This is a genomic window from Peribacillus simplex NBRC 15720 = DSM 1321, from assembly GCF_002243645.1.
GTDB classification, from domain to species: domain Bacteria; phylum Bacillota; class Bacilli; order Bacillales; family DSM-1321; genus Peribacillus; species Peribacillus simplex.
The window spans coordinates 2,597,384-2,615,626 of record NZ_CP017704.1 but is presented as its reverse complement, the minus strand read 5'-3'; the positions used below and the strand labels follow the sequence as shown (position 1 = coordinate 2,615,626).

Here is an 18,243-nt window from a genome sequence, read left to right as displayed (position 1 = left end):
CCCACCCCTCTATATAAGACTACAGGAGGAAGGAGCCTTGGCATGTTAAAAACAAGATATGTTGTAGCGACCATTGGATTATTGATAATAATTTTTATAGCAGTGATGTTCTTCCTTCCCAATCTTCAAGTTGAAAAAGCCACTAAAGGGAATACTTATACAGAATCTGTATTTGACCAAAGTAAGGTGACAACCGTTGATATAACATTGGCTGATGAGGATTTAGATTCCATCCTGGATAACCCCACTGAAAAGGAAATCGTTAATGCCGATGTAACGATAGATGGGGAGACGGTAAAAAATGTCGGATTTCGCACCAAGGGAAACCTTTCCTTGAATTCCGTTGTTCAAATGGGAGATTCAGATCGTTACAGCTGGAAGATAGACTTTGATTATTATCAGGAAGATCAAGATTTACACGGCCTGAAAAAGTTGGCCCTAAACAATAATTACAGTGATCCCACTTATATGAGAGAATACCTTTCCTATGAATTAATGGACAAGATGGGCATTGCGACACCGGGACATTCCTATATGTACGTGACCATCAACGGAAAGGAATGGGGCCTTTATCTAGGTGTGGAAGCTATAGAGGAAACCTTCCTAAGTACCAACTTCACTGATGGCACAGGCGACCTCTATTATCCGGATGGTACGGGAAGCGATTTAAAGTGGATCAGTGATGACATTGATGACTACACAGGAATAAACTTGAAAACAAACGATCATTCGGACCAATCCGCCATGATCAAAATGCTTGAAGCCATTAATAATGGTGGGAATGTGGAGGAAGTCCTTGATGTCGATGAAATGTTGCGCTATTTCGCAGCCAATACTGCCCTCGTCAACCTCGACCACTATCAAGGAGATAAAAAGCACAATTACTACCTATATGAAGAGAACGGGGTCTTTTCGATATTGCCTTGGGACTATAATATGTCATTTGGCGGTTATTCCGGAGGCGGCGGGCGACAGGCGGGCGAATCCGATCAAGAAAATAAAAATGAAGGCAATGAAGTGGCCGCTGACCAAAAAGATGGGGCGACAGCTGAGAGTAACGACGATGCCGCTAAGCAAGATGACACGGAACTCGTTGGAGAAGCACCGAATAAAAACGGTGGCGGAATGATGGATATGAGTTCAAATTTCATGAATGAAAGTAATATCAACTTCAGCATTACCGAACCTGTTTCAGGTACGACCCTTGAAGATCGTCCTTTATTGAATGCCCTTCTGTCCAACGACGGGTACCGTGAAAAATATTATGATTATCTAGACGACATTGCCACAGATTTTTTCTCTGAAGAAAAAATGACAGCAATGACCACTGAAATTTCTACATTAATCACACCATATGTGAAAAAGGATCCGACCAAGTTTTATACTATGGACGAGTATATAGAAGCAACATCAGGCGAGGAAACCCTGGTTGACTTCGCTATCCAACGTGCTGAATCCATTTTGGCACAGCTTTCTGGAGACCTGGTTGTGGAAGCTGAGACAGAAAGCAGCATGAGCGGCGGAGCTCCTAATATGGGCGATGACGCAAATGCAGGCCAGCAACCACCAAGCATGGGCGGCGGCGAGAATGGGGATGCCATGCAGCCCCCTGACATGGACCGCGGCGGGAATGGTGCACCTCCTGGTATAAACGGGAACATGGGCCAAAAGGGGGCGGGTAACAGTAGCTCCTCCAAAGATACGATCATTCTATCTTCCGTGCTCCTAATCTTATTATTAGGTGCAATGGCTTTCGCCCACTTCTTTAGACGAAGAGGTAAAAAAGGATAATAGACTATCCCCCTCCAATATGAAAAAAGGTATCCCAAAATATTCGGGATACCTTTTTTATTGAAATGCCGTATAGCCTTTTCCGGGCTATTCCTCCGCATTCGAATAATTTTTAGCTGCTAATCAATATAAAATACCCTTATTTGGTATAAAATAGTAAAATAGAGAGGTAAATGAACCTCAATCAAGAGGGTTGTTCACTTGTTTATCATTTGAATTTAGGGGGTAAAGATTTCCATTATTACTTTATCCGATCGTACAGTTTCACTTTTTTTAAAAACAGGTCGGTGTCAGGGGGGGAACGGATGAAAAGAAATCATACGATGATGCAATTTTTCGAGTGGCATCTAGAGGCAGATGGTTCTCATTGGGACAGATTGAAATATGCAGCCTCCAAGTTGAAGGATATAGGAATCGACTGCGTTTGGCTTCCGCCAGTTACCAAAGGGCAATCCGTTGGGGATAATGGATATGGAATATATGACGGATACGATTTGGGGGAATTTGACCAAAAAGGAACAGTTCGTACCAAATACGGGACCAAAGATGAATTGCTGCAAGCAATAGACACCTGTCATAACTACGGACTTTGTGTTTATATCGATTTAGTCATGAACCATAAAGCAGGTGCTGACGGAACCGAAAAATTTGAAGTCATTGAAGTTAATCCAGACAACCGTATGGAAGATATCTCAAAACCATTTGAAATGGAAGGCTGGACAAAATTCGATTTTCCAGGCCGTAAAAATAAATACTCTGATTTTAAGTGGAACCATAATCATTTTAATGGCACAGACTATGATGCCGAAAACGACAAAATGAGCGTATATCGAATCACAGGCGAAAATAAGCACTGGAATCAGCATGTCATCGATGAATTCGGAAACTATGATTATTTAATGTTTGCCAACATCGATTACAGCCTTCCAGAAGTTCGTCAGGAAATGATTAGTTGGGGAAAATGGATGGTTGATACGTTAAAGTGTGATGGTTTTCGTTTGGACGCCGTTAAACATATCGATTATGAATTCATCAATGAATTTCTCCAAGAACTCATTCCTTATACAAAGGAACATTTCTTCATGGTCGGCGAATTTTGGAAGGCGGATGTTAAAGCTTGTCAAACATACTTAGAGCAAACCAATCATGACCTCAACTTGTTCGATGTTTCCCTGCATTATAAATTTCATGAGGCCTCAAAAGCAGGGACAGACTTCGACCTCTCAACCATCTTTGATGATACCCTCGTCCAAACTAATCCGGCACAGGCCGTCACTTTTGTCGACAACCATGACTCCCAGCCTCATGAATCACTGGAATCTTGGGTAAAGGACTGGTTTAAACCATCGGCATATGCACTTACCTTGCTGAGACTTTGCGGTTATCCTTGTGTCTTTTACGGGGACTATTATGGAATCGGCGGACCTTCTCCGGTGCCTGGGAAAAAGGATATTCTAGATCGCCTATTATATGCTAGGTATGAAAAAGCTTACGGAGAACAGACGGACTACTTTGATGATCCAAATACGATAGGCTGGGTCCGGCACGGAGTTAAAGAGCTAGAAGGCTCGGGGTGTGCCGTCATTATCTCGAATGGAGATCACAACAGTGAAAAAAGGATGTTCGTCGGTGAACATCGGGCTGGTGAAATCTGGATTGATTTAACTTGTCATAGAGATGACCACATTACCATTGAAGAGGATGGTTTCGCGACCTTTCCCGTTCATGGGAAAAGCGTTTCCGTATGGGCCTTGAATAATCCACTCTAAAAAGAGATAGCAAAGCACGGCATGTCTTTTGTAGATATGCTGTTCTTTGCTGATGACACCTCCCTTGAAGATCTGGAGATATATCTGTACGTCACCTGAAGCAAGATAATTTTTCCATTTCAATCAATCATGGTAAGATAAGGGAAAAAGGAGTTGAAGGAAAAGTGAAAAATGAAATCATTGAAAGATTCACTTCTTATGTGAAAGTGGATACCCAATCGAATGAGGAAAATCCCTCATGCCCCTCTACACCCGGACAGTTGACCTTGGCAAATGCATTGGTCAAGGAACTTCAATCCATTGGGATGAATGATGTGACAATTGATCAGAACGGATATGTCATGGCAACCTTGCCTGCCAATTCAAATAAGGATGTCCCGACAATCGGATTCTTGGCCCATGTCGATACAGCAACGGATTTCACTGGAAAAGATGTAAAACCGCAAATCGTTGACAACTATGATGGCAAAGATCTTACTTTACATGAAAAATTGGAGGTCATTCTTTCACCTGATGATTTTCCTTCACTTAAGAACTATAAAGGGCATACCTTGATTACAACGGATGGGACAACCCTGTTGGGAGCAGATAATAAGGCTGGAATTGCCGAAATCATGACTGCCATGGATTATTTGATACAGCATCCGGAAATCAAGCATGGAAAAATCCGTGTTGCTTTTACTCCCGATGAAGAAATCGGCAGGGGCCCCCATAAGTTTGATGTAGATGCTTTTGATGCCCAATTTGCCTACACCGTGGACGGCGGTCCACTTGGAGAACTTGAATATGAGAGCTTCAATGCAGCATCGGCCAAAATCCTGATCAAAGGGACGAATATTCACCCTGGTACGGCTAAAGGAAAAATGGTGAACTCGGCGAAAATCGCCATGGAATTCCATGATAAGCTCCCAGTGGCAGAAGCACCGGAATATACGGAGGGTTACGAAGGCTTTTATCATCTGCTTTCATTTAACGGTGATGTGGAAGAGACCAAGCTTTCATACATCATCAGGGATTTCGACCGCCAGAAGTTTAATGAGCGCAAGGAATATCTAACAAAAGTGATCGAAGATTTAAAAGAAAAATATGGGCACAACCGTATCCAGCTTGAATTAAAGGATCAATACTTCAACATGAAGGAAAAAATTGAGCCCGTGAAGGAAATCGTGAATATTGCCCATGAAGCAATGGAGAAACTCGACATACAACCGAAAATCTCACCAATACGCGGTGGTACGGACGGATCTCAATTATCGTATATGGGCCTGCCAACACCCAACATCTTTACGGGCGGGGAGAACTTTCATGGCAAATATGAATTTATTTCCGTCGATAATATGATCCTGGCCACTAAGGTGATCGTTGGCATTGCATCGCTTTTTGAAGAAAAAGCAAAGTAAGCTATACGTGTCTATTGAAAAACCCCCAGACTCCAAGTCTGGGGGTTTTCATCAAATATCAAGCACGTGTCCAGTGACGGTGCTTGGCAATTGCCTCGATAAAGGCAGAACCACTATTTTTATCCGTAACAGCTACAATGCCTGCGGCTGGATCATTGGAAACGATGCCTGCCTTCGACAAGATCTCGGCTCCCTCAATTCCCGCACCAATCGCTTTGAAATGATTGTAGGCTTCATCAACAAAGTAAATTGGTTCCTTGGATGCCTTCAGGGCATCGGCACTCTCCTGGCCTCCTGTCACATATACAGCATCGAAAAGTACCGAATCGGCTGTCAGGAATGTCTGATTCACCTCAACCTGCTGTCCTTCAGAACTTGTAATCACTCCACGATTATTACTGATGATTTCAGCGGTTATACCTGCCGATTTAAATGATTCCAAAACTTGATTAACCTCTGAGCCGTTAAAACCATCTGCAGCCAAGATTGCCACTTTTCTTGTTGCCGCCGTGTTCACTTTCATTTGCTCCTGGCTTAAGGCCGGAGAAGCCAAATCCATTTTGACCTCACTCTTGTTGGCTGGAGGATTCACTCCCACTCCAATAGCTATCGTTTTAGCCAGTTCGACATCTACATTGCTGAACATATCGACAATTTGCTGCTGAACGGCCTTACTTTTCACTTTTCCCACTTCAAAGTGGAAAGCCTGAATAATATGCTCCTTCTCCACTTCCGTCATGCTATTCCAAAATAGTTTAGCTTGGCTGTAATGATCCTTGAAGCTTTCACTCCGCTGACGGACTTTCCTGCCATCGACTTTTTCCTGGTAATGTGCATAGCTGCCTTCCTCTTCCGAAGCAGGTTCTGGAGAGTTACCTGCAAGGGAATTTTTATGGTAGCTGACCGGCCCTGGATTTATTGACATTCGGTGCATGCCATCGCGTTGATTATTATGAACGGGGGCAACCGTCCTATTAATCGGTAGCTCATGGAAGTTCGGTCCTCCTAATCGGGATAGCTGGGTATCGGTGTATGAGAATAAACGTCCCTGAAGCAGCGGATCATTTGAAAAATCAATACCCGGTACAACATGCCCCGGATGGAAAGCTATCTGTTCCGTCTCTGCAAAAAAGTTATCCGTATTTTGGTTCAAAACCATTTTTCCGATTATTTTCACCGGAATTTGTTCTTCCGGCCATAGTTTAGTAGGATCGAGGATATCAAAATCGAATTTGAATTCATCTTCTTCCTTAATCATTTGCACGCCAAATTCAAATTCAGGATAATTTCCGGTATCTATCGCTTCCCACAGATCTTGGCGGTGAAAATCAGGATTCTTCCCTGCAATTTTCTGTGCCTCATCCCAAACAAGGGATTTAACTCCCAGTACAGGCTTCCAATGGAATTTAACGAAATGGGACACGCCTTGTTCATTTACAAAACGGAATGTGTGGACACCAAAACCTTCCATCATCCGGAAGCTTCTCGGTATGGCCCTATCAGAAAGATGCCACATGATCATATGAGCCGTTTCTTCATTGTTGGCGACGAAATCCCAAAAAGTATCATGGGCAGACGCAGCCTGAGGTATTTCATTATGAGGCTCCGGTTTAACCGCATGGATTAAATCCGGGAACTTAATGGCATCCTGAATAAAAAATACCGGAATATTATTTCCGACCAAATCATAGTTTCCTTCCTCAGTATAAAACTTTGTAGAAAACCCTCTTACATCACGGACCGAGTCTGCCGATCCGCGGGAACCTGCTACCGTGGAATAACGAACGAATACTGGTGTCTTGACTGAAGGGTCTTGAAGAAACTTGGCTTTTGTAAATTCGCCCATCGGTTCATATACCTGAAAATATCCATGTGCTCCAGATCCACGGGCATGGACAATCCGCTCAGGAATACGCTCATGGTCAAAATGAGTCATTTTTTCACGGAAATGAAAATCCTCCATTAAAGTTGGACCACGGGTTCCCGCTTTCAAAGAATGCTCATCCTCAGAAATACGCAAACCTTGGTTAGTCGTCATCTTTTTCCCATTATCGTCCACTCGATATTGATCCAACTGTCGCTGCTTACTTTGCTCATCGATTCTTCCGCTTTCATTTTCTTTCGTCATTCCACTCATTCCCCTCCATGTCTAAGAATTCAGATTAAATCGTGTTGTATGTATTTACTTTATTCGAAATAATTGCGTTATCCTTCCTCATATACCACTCTATTTTGACGGATAAACAGAATTCAGAAAAAGAATCCCACATCCTCATAAAACAAAAAAGTGATTCCAGTGCGGACGGATTATTTCGGGGGGAGGTCGAATTATCTTGGTTTAGGTCGAATTATTTCCGGGTGGGTCGAGTTATCCTGGTGTAGGTCGAATTATTTCCGGAGAGGTCGAATTATCTTGGTGTAAGTCGAATTATTTCCGGGGAGGTCGAATTATTCTCGTCCCTAGTTTTAAAACACTGGGGACGAGAATAAAACAAATAAAAAAAGAAGCGAAAAGACCAATTTTCGGTCTTCCCGCTTCTTTTTATTCAACATCTTTAGTTCTTAAAGGCCTCTGAAACCTTCAAAAGTTTGCCTTTTACTTTCGTATTTTTCATCACTTTCAAGACAAGCGGTCCTTTTTCATTCAATATTTCCACATAAGAAACATTATCCTGGATCGTAATGATCCCGATGTCCTCTGCATTCACTCCATCAATCTTTGCGATGGTTCCGACAAAATCCACAGCCCTGATTTTCTTTTTCTTGCCGCCATTAAAATACAGCTTCATGATTTGTTTATTCAATTGTTCACTTTTATCTTTTTTGATCTTTGGACGAGCTTCCAGTTTCGCTTCGAATTCCATTTTTTTATTGGAGACTTCCTCTTTTGAAGGAACAGTCATCTTAGGGATTTCAAAACCGATATAGCCTTGAATCTCAGTAAGGAATTTGTCTTCGTACGGCGTCACAAAAGTAATGGCTTTTCCTTTTTTGCCGGCACGGCCCGTTCTTCCTGTCCGATGTACGTAACTTTCCTTTTCCAATGGCAGGTCATAGTTAATCACATGAGTTATATTGTCGATGTCAATTCCACGTGCAGCAACATCTGTCGCAACCAAATAGCGGAATTCACCTCTTCTGAATTCATTCATCACCGCAAGGCGATCTTCCTGAAGCATGCCGCCGTGAATCATATCACACGGATATTCCAGTTCCAGCAGCTGTTCGCATACTTGGTCTACCCTATCTTTCGTCCGACAGAAAATGATGCAGCTATCGGGGTTTTCCGTGATGGTGACGTCTCTAAGCAGGGAAAACTTATCATCTTCTTTCACTTCGATAAGAGCATGTTCAATTTTCTCCGTCGTTAAGCCCTTTGCTTTGATTTCAATATCCAAAGGATCTTTCATATATTGCTTGCATAGCTTTTTTATACTTTCAGGTAACGTAGCAGAGAACAGCATGGTTACTCTATCTTTCGGAAGCTCTTTAATAATCGCTTCCACTTGTTCAATGAAGCCCATATTCAGCATTTCATCCGCTTCATCAATAACTAAATGAGTTAAGCGTTCCAAGGCGAATGTCCCTTTCTCGATATGATCCAGAACACGCCCCGGGGTTCCAACGACTACATGGCTTTTTTGTTTCAATTCCGCTTTTTGCAGTGCGAATGGATGTTTTCCATAAACCGCAGTAGCCTTTATCCTTTTAAATCTGCCTATATTCGTAATATCTTCTTTTACCTGTACAGCAAGCTCACGTGTCGGTGTTAAAATAAGCGCCTGAGGCTTATTCTCTTCCCAATCGACCATTTCGCAGATCGGTATGCCGAATGAAGCGGTCTTGCCACTTCCTGTTTGGGATTTAACGACAAGATCCCGCTTTTTCAGGGCCACTGGAATCACTTCACGCTGTACTTCGGTTGGACGTTGATATCCCAAGCTTTCTAATGCCCTTACAATTTCTTCGCTTAATGTATAATCAGTAAAATTTAATTCATTCATATAACAGCCTCTTTTGTTGTTTAGTATGTTGCTTTATTGTTTCCATAATCGTAATTTCCTTATACAAGGTTCTATTATACGCGATATGCACCGATAAACCTTGTAATAACCAAATTCAATTGTCTTATTTCAATATAATGAAACGTCCGTCTTCGTTAAAACAATGGTCATCAGGATATCATGATCTGAGTAAATCAAAATGGACCCTGCTTCTTTCAATATGCTAAAATATGTATGATATATAAGCCGAAATAGGGTGTAGCTTCTAAACCGATGTCCAAAAGGAGTGCTGATTTATGATAATCGTAACGAATAGAATCAGAGTCAAAAAAGGAATGGGTGCAGTCATGGCCCCAGGATTTACTGCACCAGGTCCACTTGATACTACGGAAGGCTTCGTAAAAGTTGAAGTATTATTAACGCAGAATTTGTCGGACCACGATGAACTGAGCGTTAATATGTACTGGGAAAACCTTGATAACTTTACTGCTTGGAGAAATAGCGATGCATTCAAAGCTGCACATAAACGACCTGAGCCAGGTTCCGGTGAAGCAAAAAAGGAATCTCCAATTCTAGGCAGTGAGCTTACAACGTATGAAGTCGCCTCGGTAAAGGAAATAGCTAAATAATAAAATCACGCCAAAAGAGGCCGCGAAATATGCGACCTCTTTTTGTTGTTTTCTTTTAGTGAATTACTGGGCTTCAGCTTTCTTGATTTGTTTGCTTCTAAGCTGGCCGCAAGCCGCATCAATATCTGTTCCATGTTCTTGGCGGATTTTACAATTTACGCCTCTCTTTTTCAGAGTATCATAAAACGAGAGAACGGACTCTTTTTCACTTCTTTGGTATTGACTATGCTCATCTACAGGATTATATGGAATCAGGTTGACATAGAGCCGATGTTTTTTGTCATCAAGAAGGTTGGCGAGTTGCTCGGCTTCTTCTTGATGGTCATTGACATCCTTCAATAGGATATATTCAATCGTAATTCTCCTATTCGTTTTCTCTAAATAATAATCAAGAGATTTCATTAATTTTTCTATCGGAATACCTCGGTTTATTTTCATGATTCGTGTCCTTAGTTCATTATTCGGCGCATGTAATGAGATAGCCAGATTCACCTGTAATTGGGTATCGGTGAATTCATAAATCTTATTGGCAAGACCGCTCGTCGAAACAGTAATCCGCCTAGCAGCGATAGCAAGACCCTTATGGTCCATGAGCACCTTCAAAAAGTCTATCATATTTTCAAAGTTATCGAACGGCTCACCAATACCCATTACAACAACATGGCTTACAACATCCTCTTGTTCCAATTTATCCAGATGCAGTTGAACGTTCATGATTTGTTCCACTATTTCCCCGCTGGATAAATCACGGCTTTTGGCCAATAATCCACTGGCACAGAAACTGCAGCCAATATTGCAGCCCACTTGGGTGGTGACACAAACCGAAATTCCGTATTTATGTCTCATCATAACCGTTTCGATAAGGTTTCCATCCTGTAATTTAAACAAGAACTTGATCGTACCATCTGCTGATTCTTGCTTAACTTGCTCAGTCAAAGTCTGGATGACAAAGTGCTCTTCAAGTAATTTTATGCACTCTTTATTAACATCTGTCATTTCAGAGAAATTCGTCACACGTGTTCTATAAAGCCACTCCCAGACTTGAGAAGCTCTGAATTTTTTATGGCCATGGTCCAAAAGCCATGCTGTCAATTGTTCGAATGTTAAACCATAAATGGACTCTTTATTCATTCGTTACCCTCTTTTCATTACATTAAGATTTAATATTTTAACACATTAACCTTACGGGGAATTCCCCCGGAATTAGTTCATTCATTTATGATATGGTTCATTTCTATTTATCCGAAAAGCCCGATATATTTGCTCCACTAGAACCAGTTTCATTAATTGATGCGGAAAGGTCATTTTCGAGAAGGAAAGGGCATAATCACTTCTTGATAACACCTCAGTGCCAAGCCCAAGCGACCCGCCAATAATAAAGGCAATTTTGCTCTTTCCATAAGTGGCGAGCTGATCCATATGAGTGGCCAGCTGCTCTGAAGTAAGCTGTTTTCCATTGATCTCAAGCGTTATTACGTAGGTGTCCGGGCTGACTTTCGCCAGGATTCGTTCACCCTCCTTTTGCTTTACAATGTCCATGTCCGCTGCACTCAGGTTCTCCGGAGCTTTTTCATCCGGTACTTCGACAAGTTCTATATTAGCATAGGCGCTTAACCTTTTTGTATATTCAGCAATTCCTTGCTTTAAGTATTTTTCCTTTAGCTTGCCAACAGTAATAATCGTTATTTTCATATAAGTCCTCTAGCTTTCTTTATGTTTTTTACTATCAATTGTTGGATTTGCCTACCTATTATCATACCTTACAGTGACCTATAAGCAAAACAAGCATATCCTTTCCAATTTTTAATGCTTTTAAAATAAAAACCGCTGCCCCTGAAAGCGGCAACGGTAACCTTCATTATTTTTTAATGCTTATTGAAGAAATTGCTCTGGACATAGTTCAGATCCGATAAAGAATTATGATTGATTATTCGTACATCCAAAAGCTTGAATCTAAACCCTTCCACCCTCCGCTTTATTCTTCGGAAAATGTTAAGAACAGGTTAAGAACAGGTTACAAACATGTTATCCACAAAAGTTATCCACATATCCACAAAAACTATCCACATCTTGTATGGGAATATTAGTTCCCTACTAGATATACTGCCACGTTTCGACAATATTCACAGGTTGTTGATAACTGATTTTCTTCGGGAACCAGCGTTAAAACCGGATAGGTTTCACATTCGTATACCACTTCATCCAGCGCCATGTCCACGTGTTCCTGACAGCAATATAATTTCATCTTTCATATCTCCTTTCCCACTCATTATTCCCATACTTCTATTCCCAATTATCCACAAGTTACTTGAAATCTTTAATTTCAGTATATATCCACAGGTAATCGTAACAAAAAATAAGAAAATCGCAAGGAAATCGAAAGGACAGGAAGCATTTTCTGCCCCCTGTCCTTTTGTGTTTTAAATTTCACTGCTTGAAAGTGTGACTTCCGTAGTTTCTTTCTTACCGTCACGGTAATAAATGATTTTAACTTTATCACCGATTTTCTTTTCATTGTAAAGGTATTTTCGTAATTCCACGACGTCATGGATTTTTTCATTATCCATTCCAACAACGACGTCAAACTCCTTCAATCCTGCTTTGGATGCTGGAGAGTTGCTTTGAACGCCTGTTATTGCAACGCCAGAAGTAACTTTCCTTGGCAACTTTAATGTATTTTGTTGATGATATTGGGAAATTTCCTCTACAGATGCCAAGTTCACACCCAAGAAAGCACGTTTCACTTCACCAAATTCCTCTATATCATTAATAATCGGTATAACTGAATCGATTGGGATGGAAAGACCGATTCCTTCCACTGCATTTTCTGCAATCTTCATCGAATTTATTCCGATGACCTGCCCTGACATATTAACGAGTGCCCCCCCGCTGTTACCTGGATTAATCGCCGCATCGGTCTGGATGACCTCCGCATTCCAATCCACTTGTCCGTCCTCATTGATATCCACCTCTATCGTACGCTCCAAACCTGAGATGATCCCTTGTGTAATCGATCCAGAGAATTGAAGGCCTAATGGATTACCAATGGCAATTACGGGCTCCCCAGGTTTCAATTTGCCGGATTTTCCGAATTCAGCAATGGTTTTGATTTTATCACCATTAACGACAATGACGGCTAAATCTGTCCATGGGTCACTACCTTGCAGTTCTGCTGGCAATTTAGTGCCATCACTTAATGTCACTTCCAGTTCATTAGCGCCTTCAATGACGTGATTATTCGTGACGATATAGGCCTTGCCGCCATCTTTTTTGTAGACGACTCCAGAACCAGTGCCGGCTTCTGCAGAACTGTCCTCGGCGTTGCTCTCTTGACTCCAGAAGTTCGTTTCCTGAATGTTAGTGATGCCGACCACCGCGTCGCTGGCTTTATCAACGGCATTGGTGACGGCACTTGTTACATCAACAGTAAGGTTTTGCTGGGCCTGCTCCGTGGACTCACTCCCCGTTGATTTTTCCGTTGTAATTTCGTTATCATCGTTATTTAACAGCCCGCTTCCCGGTAACATAAGTAAGGCCCCGATGATGACGCCCCCCAAGCCTGCTAGAAAATAGCTCGTATGGCTTTTTTTCCGTTTATTTTGGTTCCCATCATTCTGATCATAATAACCCAAGACCGCCCCATCCTCTCATTTTAGGAATGAATTATAGCAATTCTATTGTTTGGTATCCTCCCTCAATTATACTCAATTACCGGATTTTTTCTAAAAAAATGCATGCTTTTATTTAAGGGAAAACTTAAAATTGGCTAGTATACAGCCATTTTCCTTTTACCTATACAGTTCTAACCAAACGATACCCCTTTTAATCCGATTCGTAACTTACGAATAGAAATTTTAAAAAATAAAAAGGAATGAACAAGGTATCCCTCATCCATTCCTTTTATTTATAACGTAACAAGTTCCGTTGGTCTTTTCGGGTCAGTATCATATAAGGAAAATTGTTCACCAACGATGATCCCCTTTGTCTTTAACGTCTGTTCCACCGACATTCTTGCTAGATCCTTCATATTGTTATCAAGGCTTAAGTGGGCCAAGTAAATCCGCTTGGTCTTATCACCGGCCACTTCACTCATTGCAAGGGCAGCGTCTTCATTACAAACATGTCCGACATCACTTAAAATCCGGCGCTTGATGCTCCATGGATATTTTCCCATCCTCAGCATAGACACATCATGGTTACTTTCAAATACATAAGCATCGGCATTCGAGATGATTCCTTTCATCCGATCACTTACGTACCCCGTATCGGTAATGACCACAAGTTTCTTATCTTCATGATGAAAGACGTAAAACATCGGCTCTGCCGCATCATGTGAAACGCCAAAAGATTCTATATCAAGACTGCCGAACGTTTTGACCTGTTCCATTTCAAATATGAATTTTTGGTCGGTTGCAATTTCACCGATTGATCGATCCATGGCATTCCATGTTTTTGCATTCGCATATATCGGGAGTTTATGTTTTCTGGCAACCACGCCAAGACCTTTAATATGGTCGCTGTGTTCATGGGTAACAAGGATACCGGATAGCTTCGACATATCACGGCCTATATCCTGAAACAATGCTTCCAGGGCTTTACCGCTTAATCCGGCATCGACAAGGAATGATTGATCCTCCGTTTCCACGAAAAAGGCATTTCCTGTACTCCCGCTTGCGAGAACACTAAAATGCATTGTCATCTATACTCACTCCAGTATTTTTTCTTCTGTATTCAATTCAATGACCTCTCCATCAAAAGCGTTCACAAAGAGATCCGTTTTGTCATCAATGACCACCCACCATGTTGGCACAAGTAAATGTGACACAGATGTCGTCTGCAGCGAATTGTAAAAACCCAATTTTACATTCGTGACTTTGCTTTTGGGATAAATATCACCATTATCATACAATGCTCCAATAGCAGTTAAAGCAGATACCAATTCTTTAGGTTTATTGAATTTTTCGATCCCCTCTAAATACATCTGTTCATAGGAAACGATTTCACCCTTCTTGTTCAGATATAAAGTGACCTTCCCCTTACTATTATTATAAAACATCTTTTTATCTGCCACTTGATAGCAGATGATGGTCTGGCTGATTTCATCATAGCTCCAAAAATGATACTCGCTTCCATTTAATATATACTCCTTCAGGAATATATCAAGGTCTGCAGCATTAATTTCCGGTTTCATGCCAACCGGTATCTTAAATGTACCCACAAGCTTCTTATCATCGATGATTTTTGCTTTTTGATTCTTTAGGTGCTGTATATCTTTCTTCTCGAAAGTCTTGCTTTGGGCAATCAGGAATTGATCCTTCAACTTTTGTTTCGGAAGTGGGGTTTCTATTGAAATCTCATCTTCTTTCAAAAGTTCATCCGTAAGGGGCTCCGTAAAGCTTTCTAATTGGGAGTCATTAATCTTTTCCAGGAATTGATAAAGAAGAAAAATATTCAAAGTGAAGAAAACCATGATGAATATCGACTTTGTATTATTCCAATCCACTTTGATCGCCTCCTTCTTCAAAAGGCACAATAAACCATTTATCGCCTACACGATAATACCAAGTGGGATCGAGTGTAACTAGAGTTACAAGTTTGGAATCGAGGGATTTATTCAATCTATAACCAATCGAGATGTCCTCCACGCTTTTGAAGTCGATATTATCTTTCGATTTCAACTGATTCAAGACTTCTCTACCACTTTTTAAAGTTTTTCCCGATTCTTCTGATGGGAGGACTGAGTCAAGTGAAAAGTACGGGCGGTCATAGCTATAAATTTCTTCTTTCCCCCAAATTTGCTCGATTTCTGTCATTCCGGATTCATTGAAGGCCGGATAACCATTTACGAATAAGCGGAATACCACTCGTTGCTCATTCTCCGACATATAGGCAAAGCGGTAATTGTTATCTTCCCAACCAGCATTATCATTGATGAAATCAATACTTTTTTGCAGAAGGTCACTGGAACTGTCAAATAACTTGCTTTTTTGTGCCGGATTGATATAAGAAATTAAGTAATTGTCTTTATTGACCGTCATCAGTCTTGTTCCATCCGTGTATTCCTCACCAACCGAAACGGGTTCCTGGCGTACATACTTCGGATTATTAAATAAAGCATTTTTCAGGTTCCCAATATCCAAATCGTCAATATAATATTCAAATCTGTTGATCTCCACTGGGTTTTCCGGGACGAACAGCGTCCTTTTGCTGTTTATCGTTTCGGCCGTGTATTCAGGGTGCTCATCGTAAGAACCCCTATAAAATGAATCCATGAAATTCCTTAGTTTTTTAGAGTCGACCATACCTTGATAAATCTTCTCTTGATCGTAGGAAACAAAATAAACGGCAGATTCTTTACCACTGATATCCTTTTGTTTAATGAGGATTCGATCAAACGAAAATTCAGGCACTTCCTTATCCCTTATATTCAATACCGTTTTATAAAGGGCAATGGGAATATCATCGGAAAATTTGATTTCAATCGATCCATCTTCATGGACAAAATCGTCAAATTTCCTTTGCAGCCTTTTTACGGATACCTCTTTTATGCCGCTGAAACGCCATTGCGAAAATTCTTTTTCCATTTCATTTATTTCCACCGGATTGGAAGTCTGGAAATGCTGCCCATTGCCATGGAAAAGGATACTGACTGGTTTAATGACATCACTGACAATCTGGACATCGCTTTTAATCTTTATAAATTCCGACGATTGTTCAAATGGATCATACTCAGGCTCGTACGTCCAAATGCTCCATGTCAAAAAAATGCTTGTCCCGACCAAAATAATCAGTATTATACTTTTTGCACGTTCAAAATTCATGACCAATCATCCTCTTCTTCCTGTTCGTAAGGAAGTGTAAAGAACACGGTAGTTCCTTTTCCATCCACACTTTCCGCCCATATTTTCCCGCCATGCGCCACGACCATCTCTTTTGCAATCGCTAAACCAAGCCCTGTCCCGCCTAAGTTACGGGCCCTTGCTTTATCCACACGGTAGAAGCGGTCGAATATTTTATCAATGACGTTTTTCGGGATACCCACTCCTTGATCTGTAATGCTCACAATGATAAAGCCATCAGATGCCCTGACGCGGAAAGTCACTTGACCCCCTTCAGGTGAGTACTTTAATGAGTTGGAGATTACATTATAGAGAACCTGGGTAATTTTATCTTCATCAATATCCACAAAATAAGCTTCCTTCGGCAAATCACGCTTAAACGTGATGTCATCATTTTTCGTCATTTCAAAACGATCGATGATATGGTCATAGAATTTATTGAAATTCACCCAGCCTGTTTTAAGCCTGTAATCTTTACTGTCCATTTTTGAAAGCTGTAACAGATCATTAACAAGCCTGATCATTCGCTCCGTTTCATTTTGGGTCACACTTAAAAAGGATGGAGCGATTTCCTCGTCCTTCCATGCACCTTCAGCCAATGCCTCCAGGTAACTTCTCATCGTCGTTAGCGGAGTTCGCAGTTCATGTGATACATTGGCAACAAATTCCCTGCGTTCACTTTCGATTTTTTCCTGCTCTGTAATATCATGCAAAACAGTAATCAAACCATTAACGAATTCCGTTTCCTTTTGAATGACCGAAAAGTTCCCCCTCAAAATGAAAGGCCGATTTTTTTTGCTGTAATCAAGGATTACGGACTCCCGCTCTTCCAGTAAATCCTCAAATTTATATTCTTCTTCAAGACCCAAAACCTCAATGATCGGTTGGTTCATGACGGTTTCACGCGAGACATTCAATAATTGTGCCGCCGGTTCATTAATCAAGTTCACCCTACCGCGCCTGTCCGTTGAAATTACGCCATCCGTCATATTGGCAAGGACAGATGACAGCTTACGCCGCTCTCCTTCTGTGCTTGATTGCGACTCTTGAAGTTTTTTGGTCAAATTATTGAAAGTGACGGCAAGCTGGCCAATTTCATCATCGCCATATACCCTAACTTTTCTAGAGAAATTCCCTTTTGCCATCACCAGTGCCTGCTTTCTCATATCAGACATAGGTCTAGTGATCGTTCGTGCGAGCAGGATCCCCAAGATGGCCGTAATGACCAAGGCGATGGCCGTACCCGTCATGAAGATGCTATTGATTTCATCCATCTGTTCAAAAACATTTTCCATCTCAGCTATTACATAGACGGCGCCAATGACCTCCCCATTTGCTTCAATGGGTGTCGAAAGGACCCAGAGCCGCCTGCCTGTTTTCTTATCCCGAAATATATCATTATCTTCTTTTCCATAAATGAGCGTATTCTTAATAAGGACCTCTGTTGTCTTCTTCCCTACAATATCCTGGTTACCTGGGGCTGAAGTTCCAATCACGCGTCTGCTGCGGGTGTCGATGACACGTACTTCCGAAATATCATTCGATGAATTATCACGGTCTTTCAATATCGTATCAATCGCTTCTTCGAGGGTTGGATCTTCCTCTCCCCTCTCTTTTTCCATTTCTTCACCAATACTGTAGGTAAGCAGATTAACGTGGCCTTTTATTGATTTAGTAAAGTTCCCGACAAGATTTTCTTCCAATTCCCCAACAAAATATACCCCGATTATTTGCATCGCTACGAAAATGAGCAATACATAAATCAGAACAAATTTAAAATGAATTGAGCGAAAAAAACCAACCTTTTTCAT

14 protein-coding genes are annotated in these 18,243 nt (G+C 41.3%); 4 read left to right on the top strand and 10 right to left on the bottom strand.

The window, feature by feature from the left end; translation table 11 throughout:
* The first annotated feature begins 42 nt into the window (after positions 1 to 42).
* The 3 genes from BS1321_RS12495 (at position 43) to pepT (ending at position 4,960) form a co-directional block, all read left to right on the top strand.
* Positions 43 to 1,791 (top strand): CotH kinase family protein, encoded by a 1,749-nt coding sequence (locus tag BS1321_RS12495; protein ID WP_063234283.1) that lies wholly within the window; start codon positions 43 to 45, stop codon positions 1,789 to 1,791.
* Positions 1,792 to 2,096: 305 nt separating this feature from the next.
* Positions 2,097 to 3,560: an alpha-amylase gene (locus BS1321_RS12490; protein ID WP_063234284.1), complete on the top strand. Its 1,464-nt coding sequence runs from the start codon at positions 2,097 to 2,099 to the stop codon at positions 3,558 to 3,560.
* Between the two features lie 164 nt (positions 3,561 to 3,724).
* The gene (gene pepT, locus BS1321_RS12485; protein WP_063234285.1) at positions 3,725 to 4,960 is read left to right on the top strand and encodes a peptidase T; all 1,236 of its coding nucleotides are present in this window, start codon (positions 3,725 to 3,727) and stop codon (positions 4,958 to 4,960) included.
* Positions 4,961 to 5,018: 58 nt separating this feature from the next.
* Here the strand turns inward: pepT and BS1321_RS12480 are convergent, their stop codons facing one another.
* Together BS1321_RS12480 and BS1321_RS12475 are read right to left on the bottom strand one after the other, a co-directional pair.
* Positions 5,019 to 7,088 (bottom strand): catalase, encoded by a 2,070-nt coding sequence (locus tag BS1321_RS12480; RefSeq protein ID WP_063234286.1) that lies wholly within the window; start codon positions 7,086 to 7,088, stop codon positions 5,019 to 5,021.
* Between the two features lie 427 nt (positions 7,089 to 7,515).
* On the bottom strand, positions 7,516 to 8,964 hold the full coding sequence (locus BS1321_RS12475) for a DEAD/DEAH box helicase (protein WP_063234287.1): 1,449 nt from the start codon (positions 8,962 to 8,964) through the stop codon (positions 7,516 to 7,518).
* Positions 8,965 to 9,260: 296 nt separating this feature from the next.
* On the opposite strand from BS1321_RS12475, the gene BS1321_RS12470 reads away from it, so the two are divergent.
* Positions 9,261 to 9,593: a heme oxygenase gene (locus tag BS1321_RS12470; protein ID WP_063234288.1), complete on the top strand. Its 333-nt coding sequence runs from the start codon at positions 9,261 to 9,263 to the stop codon at positions 9,591 to 9,593.
* Between the two features lie 63 nt (positions 9,594 to 9,656).
* Here BS1321_RS12470 and rlmN read toward each other — a convergent pair whose 3' ends face one another.
* The 8 genes from rlmN to walK all read right to left on the bottom strand — a co-directional run bounded on the left by rlmN (position 9,657) and on the right by walK (position 18,243).
* Positions 9,657 to 10,724, bottom strand: coding sequence for a dual-specificity RNA methyltransferase RlmN (gene rlmN / locus BS1321_RS12465; protein ID WP_063234289.1), 1,068 nt, complete (start codon positions 10,722 to 10,724; stop codon positions 9,657 to 9,659).
* Positions 10,725 to 10,805: 81 nt separating this feature from the next.
* Positions 10,806 to 11,285, bottom strand: coding sequence for a 23S rRNA (pseudouridine(1915)-N(3))-methyltransferase RlmH (gene rlmH / locus BS1321_RS12460; protein WP_063234290.1), 480 nt, complete (start codon positions 11,283 to 11,285; stop codon positions 10,806 to 10,808).
* A gap of 391 nt (positions 11,286 to 11,676) precedes the next feature.
* Positions 11,677 to 11,838 (bottom strand): CxxH/CxxC protein, encoded by a 162-nt coding sequence (locus BS1321_RS12455; protein ID WP_069981727.1) that lies wholly within the window; start codon positions 11,836 to 11,838, stop codon positions 11,677 to 11,679.
* Positions 11,839 to 12,013: 175 nt separating this feature from the next.
* Entirely contained in the window at positions 12,014 to 13,225 is a 1,212-nt protein-coding gene (locus BS1321_RS12450; protein ID WP_063234291.1) for a S1C family serine protease, read from the bottom strand.
* 272 nt (positions 13,226 to 13,497) lie between these two features.
* Positions 13,498 to 14,292, bottom strand: coding sequence for an MBL fold metallo-hydrolase (locus BS1321_RS12445; RefSeq protein ID WP_063234292.1), 795 nt, complete (start codon positions 14,290 to 14,292; stop codon positions 13,498 to 13,500).
* Positions 14,293 to 14,298: 6 nt separating this feature from the next.
* The gene (locus BS1321_RS12440) at positions 14,299 to 15,096 is read right to left on the bottom strand and encodes a two-component system regulatory protein YycI (RefSeq protein WP_063234293.1); all 798 of its coding nucleotides are present in this window, start codon (positions 15,094 to 15,096) and stop codon (positions 14,299 to 14,301) included.
* A complete protein-coding gene (locus tag BS1321_RS12435) occupies positions 15,083 to 16,414 on the bottom strand; it encodes a YycH family regulatory protein (protein ID WP_063234294.1) in 1,332 nt (443 codons plus the stop codon). The genes BS1321_RS12440 and BS1321_RS12435 overlap by 14 nt, the downstream gene beginning before the upstream one ends.
* The gene (gene walK / locus BS1321_RS12430; protein ID WP_063234295.1) at positions 16,411 to 18,243 is read right to left on the bottom strand and encodes a cell wall metabolism sensor histidine kinase WalK; all 1,833 of its coding nucleotides are present in this window, start codon (positions 18,241 to 18,243) and stop codon (positions 16,411 to 16,413) included. The genes BS1321_RS12435 and walK overlap by 4 nt, the downstream gene beginning before the upstream one ends.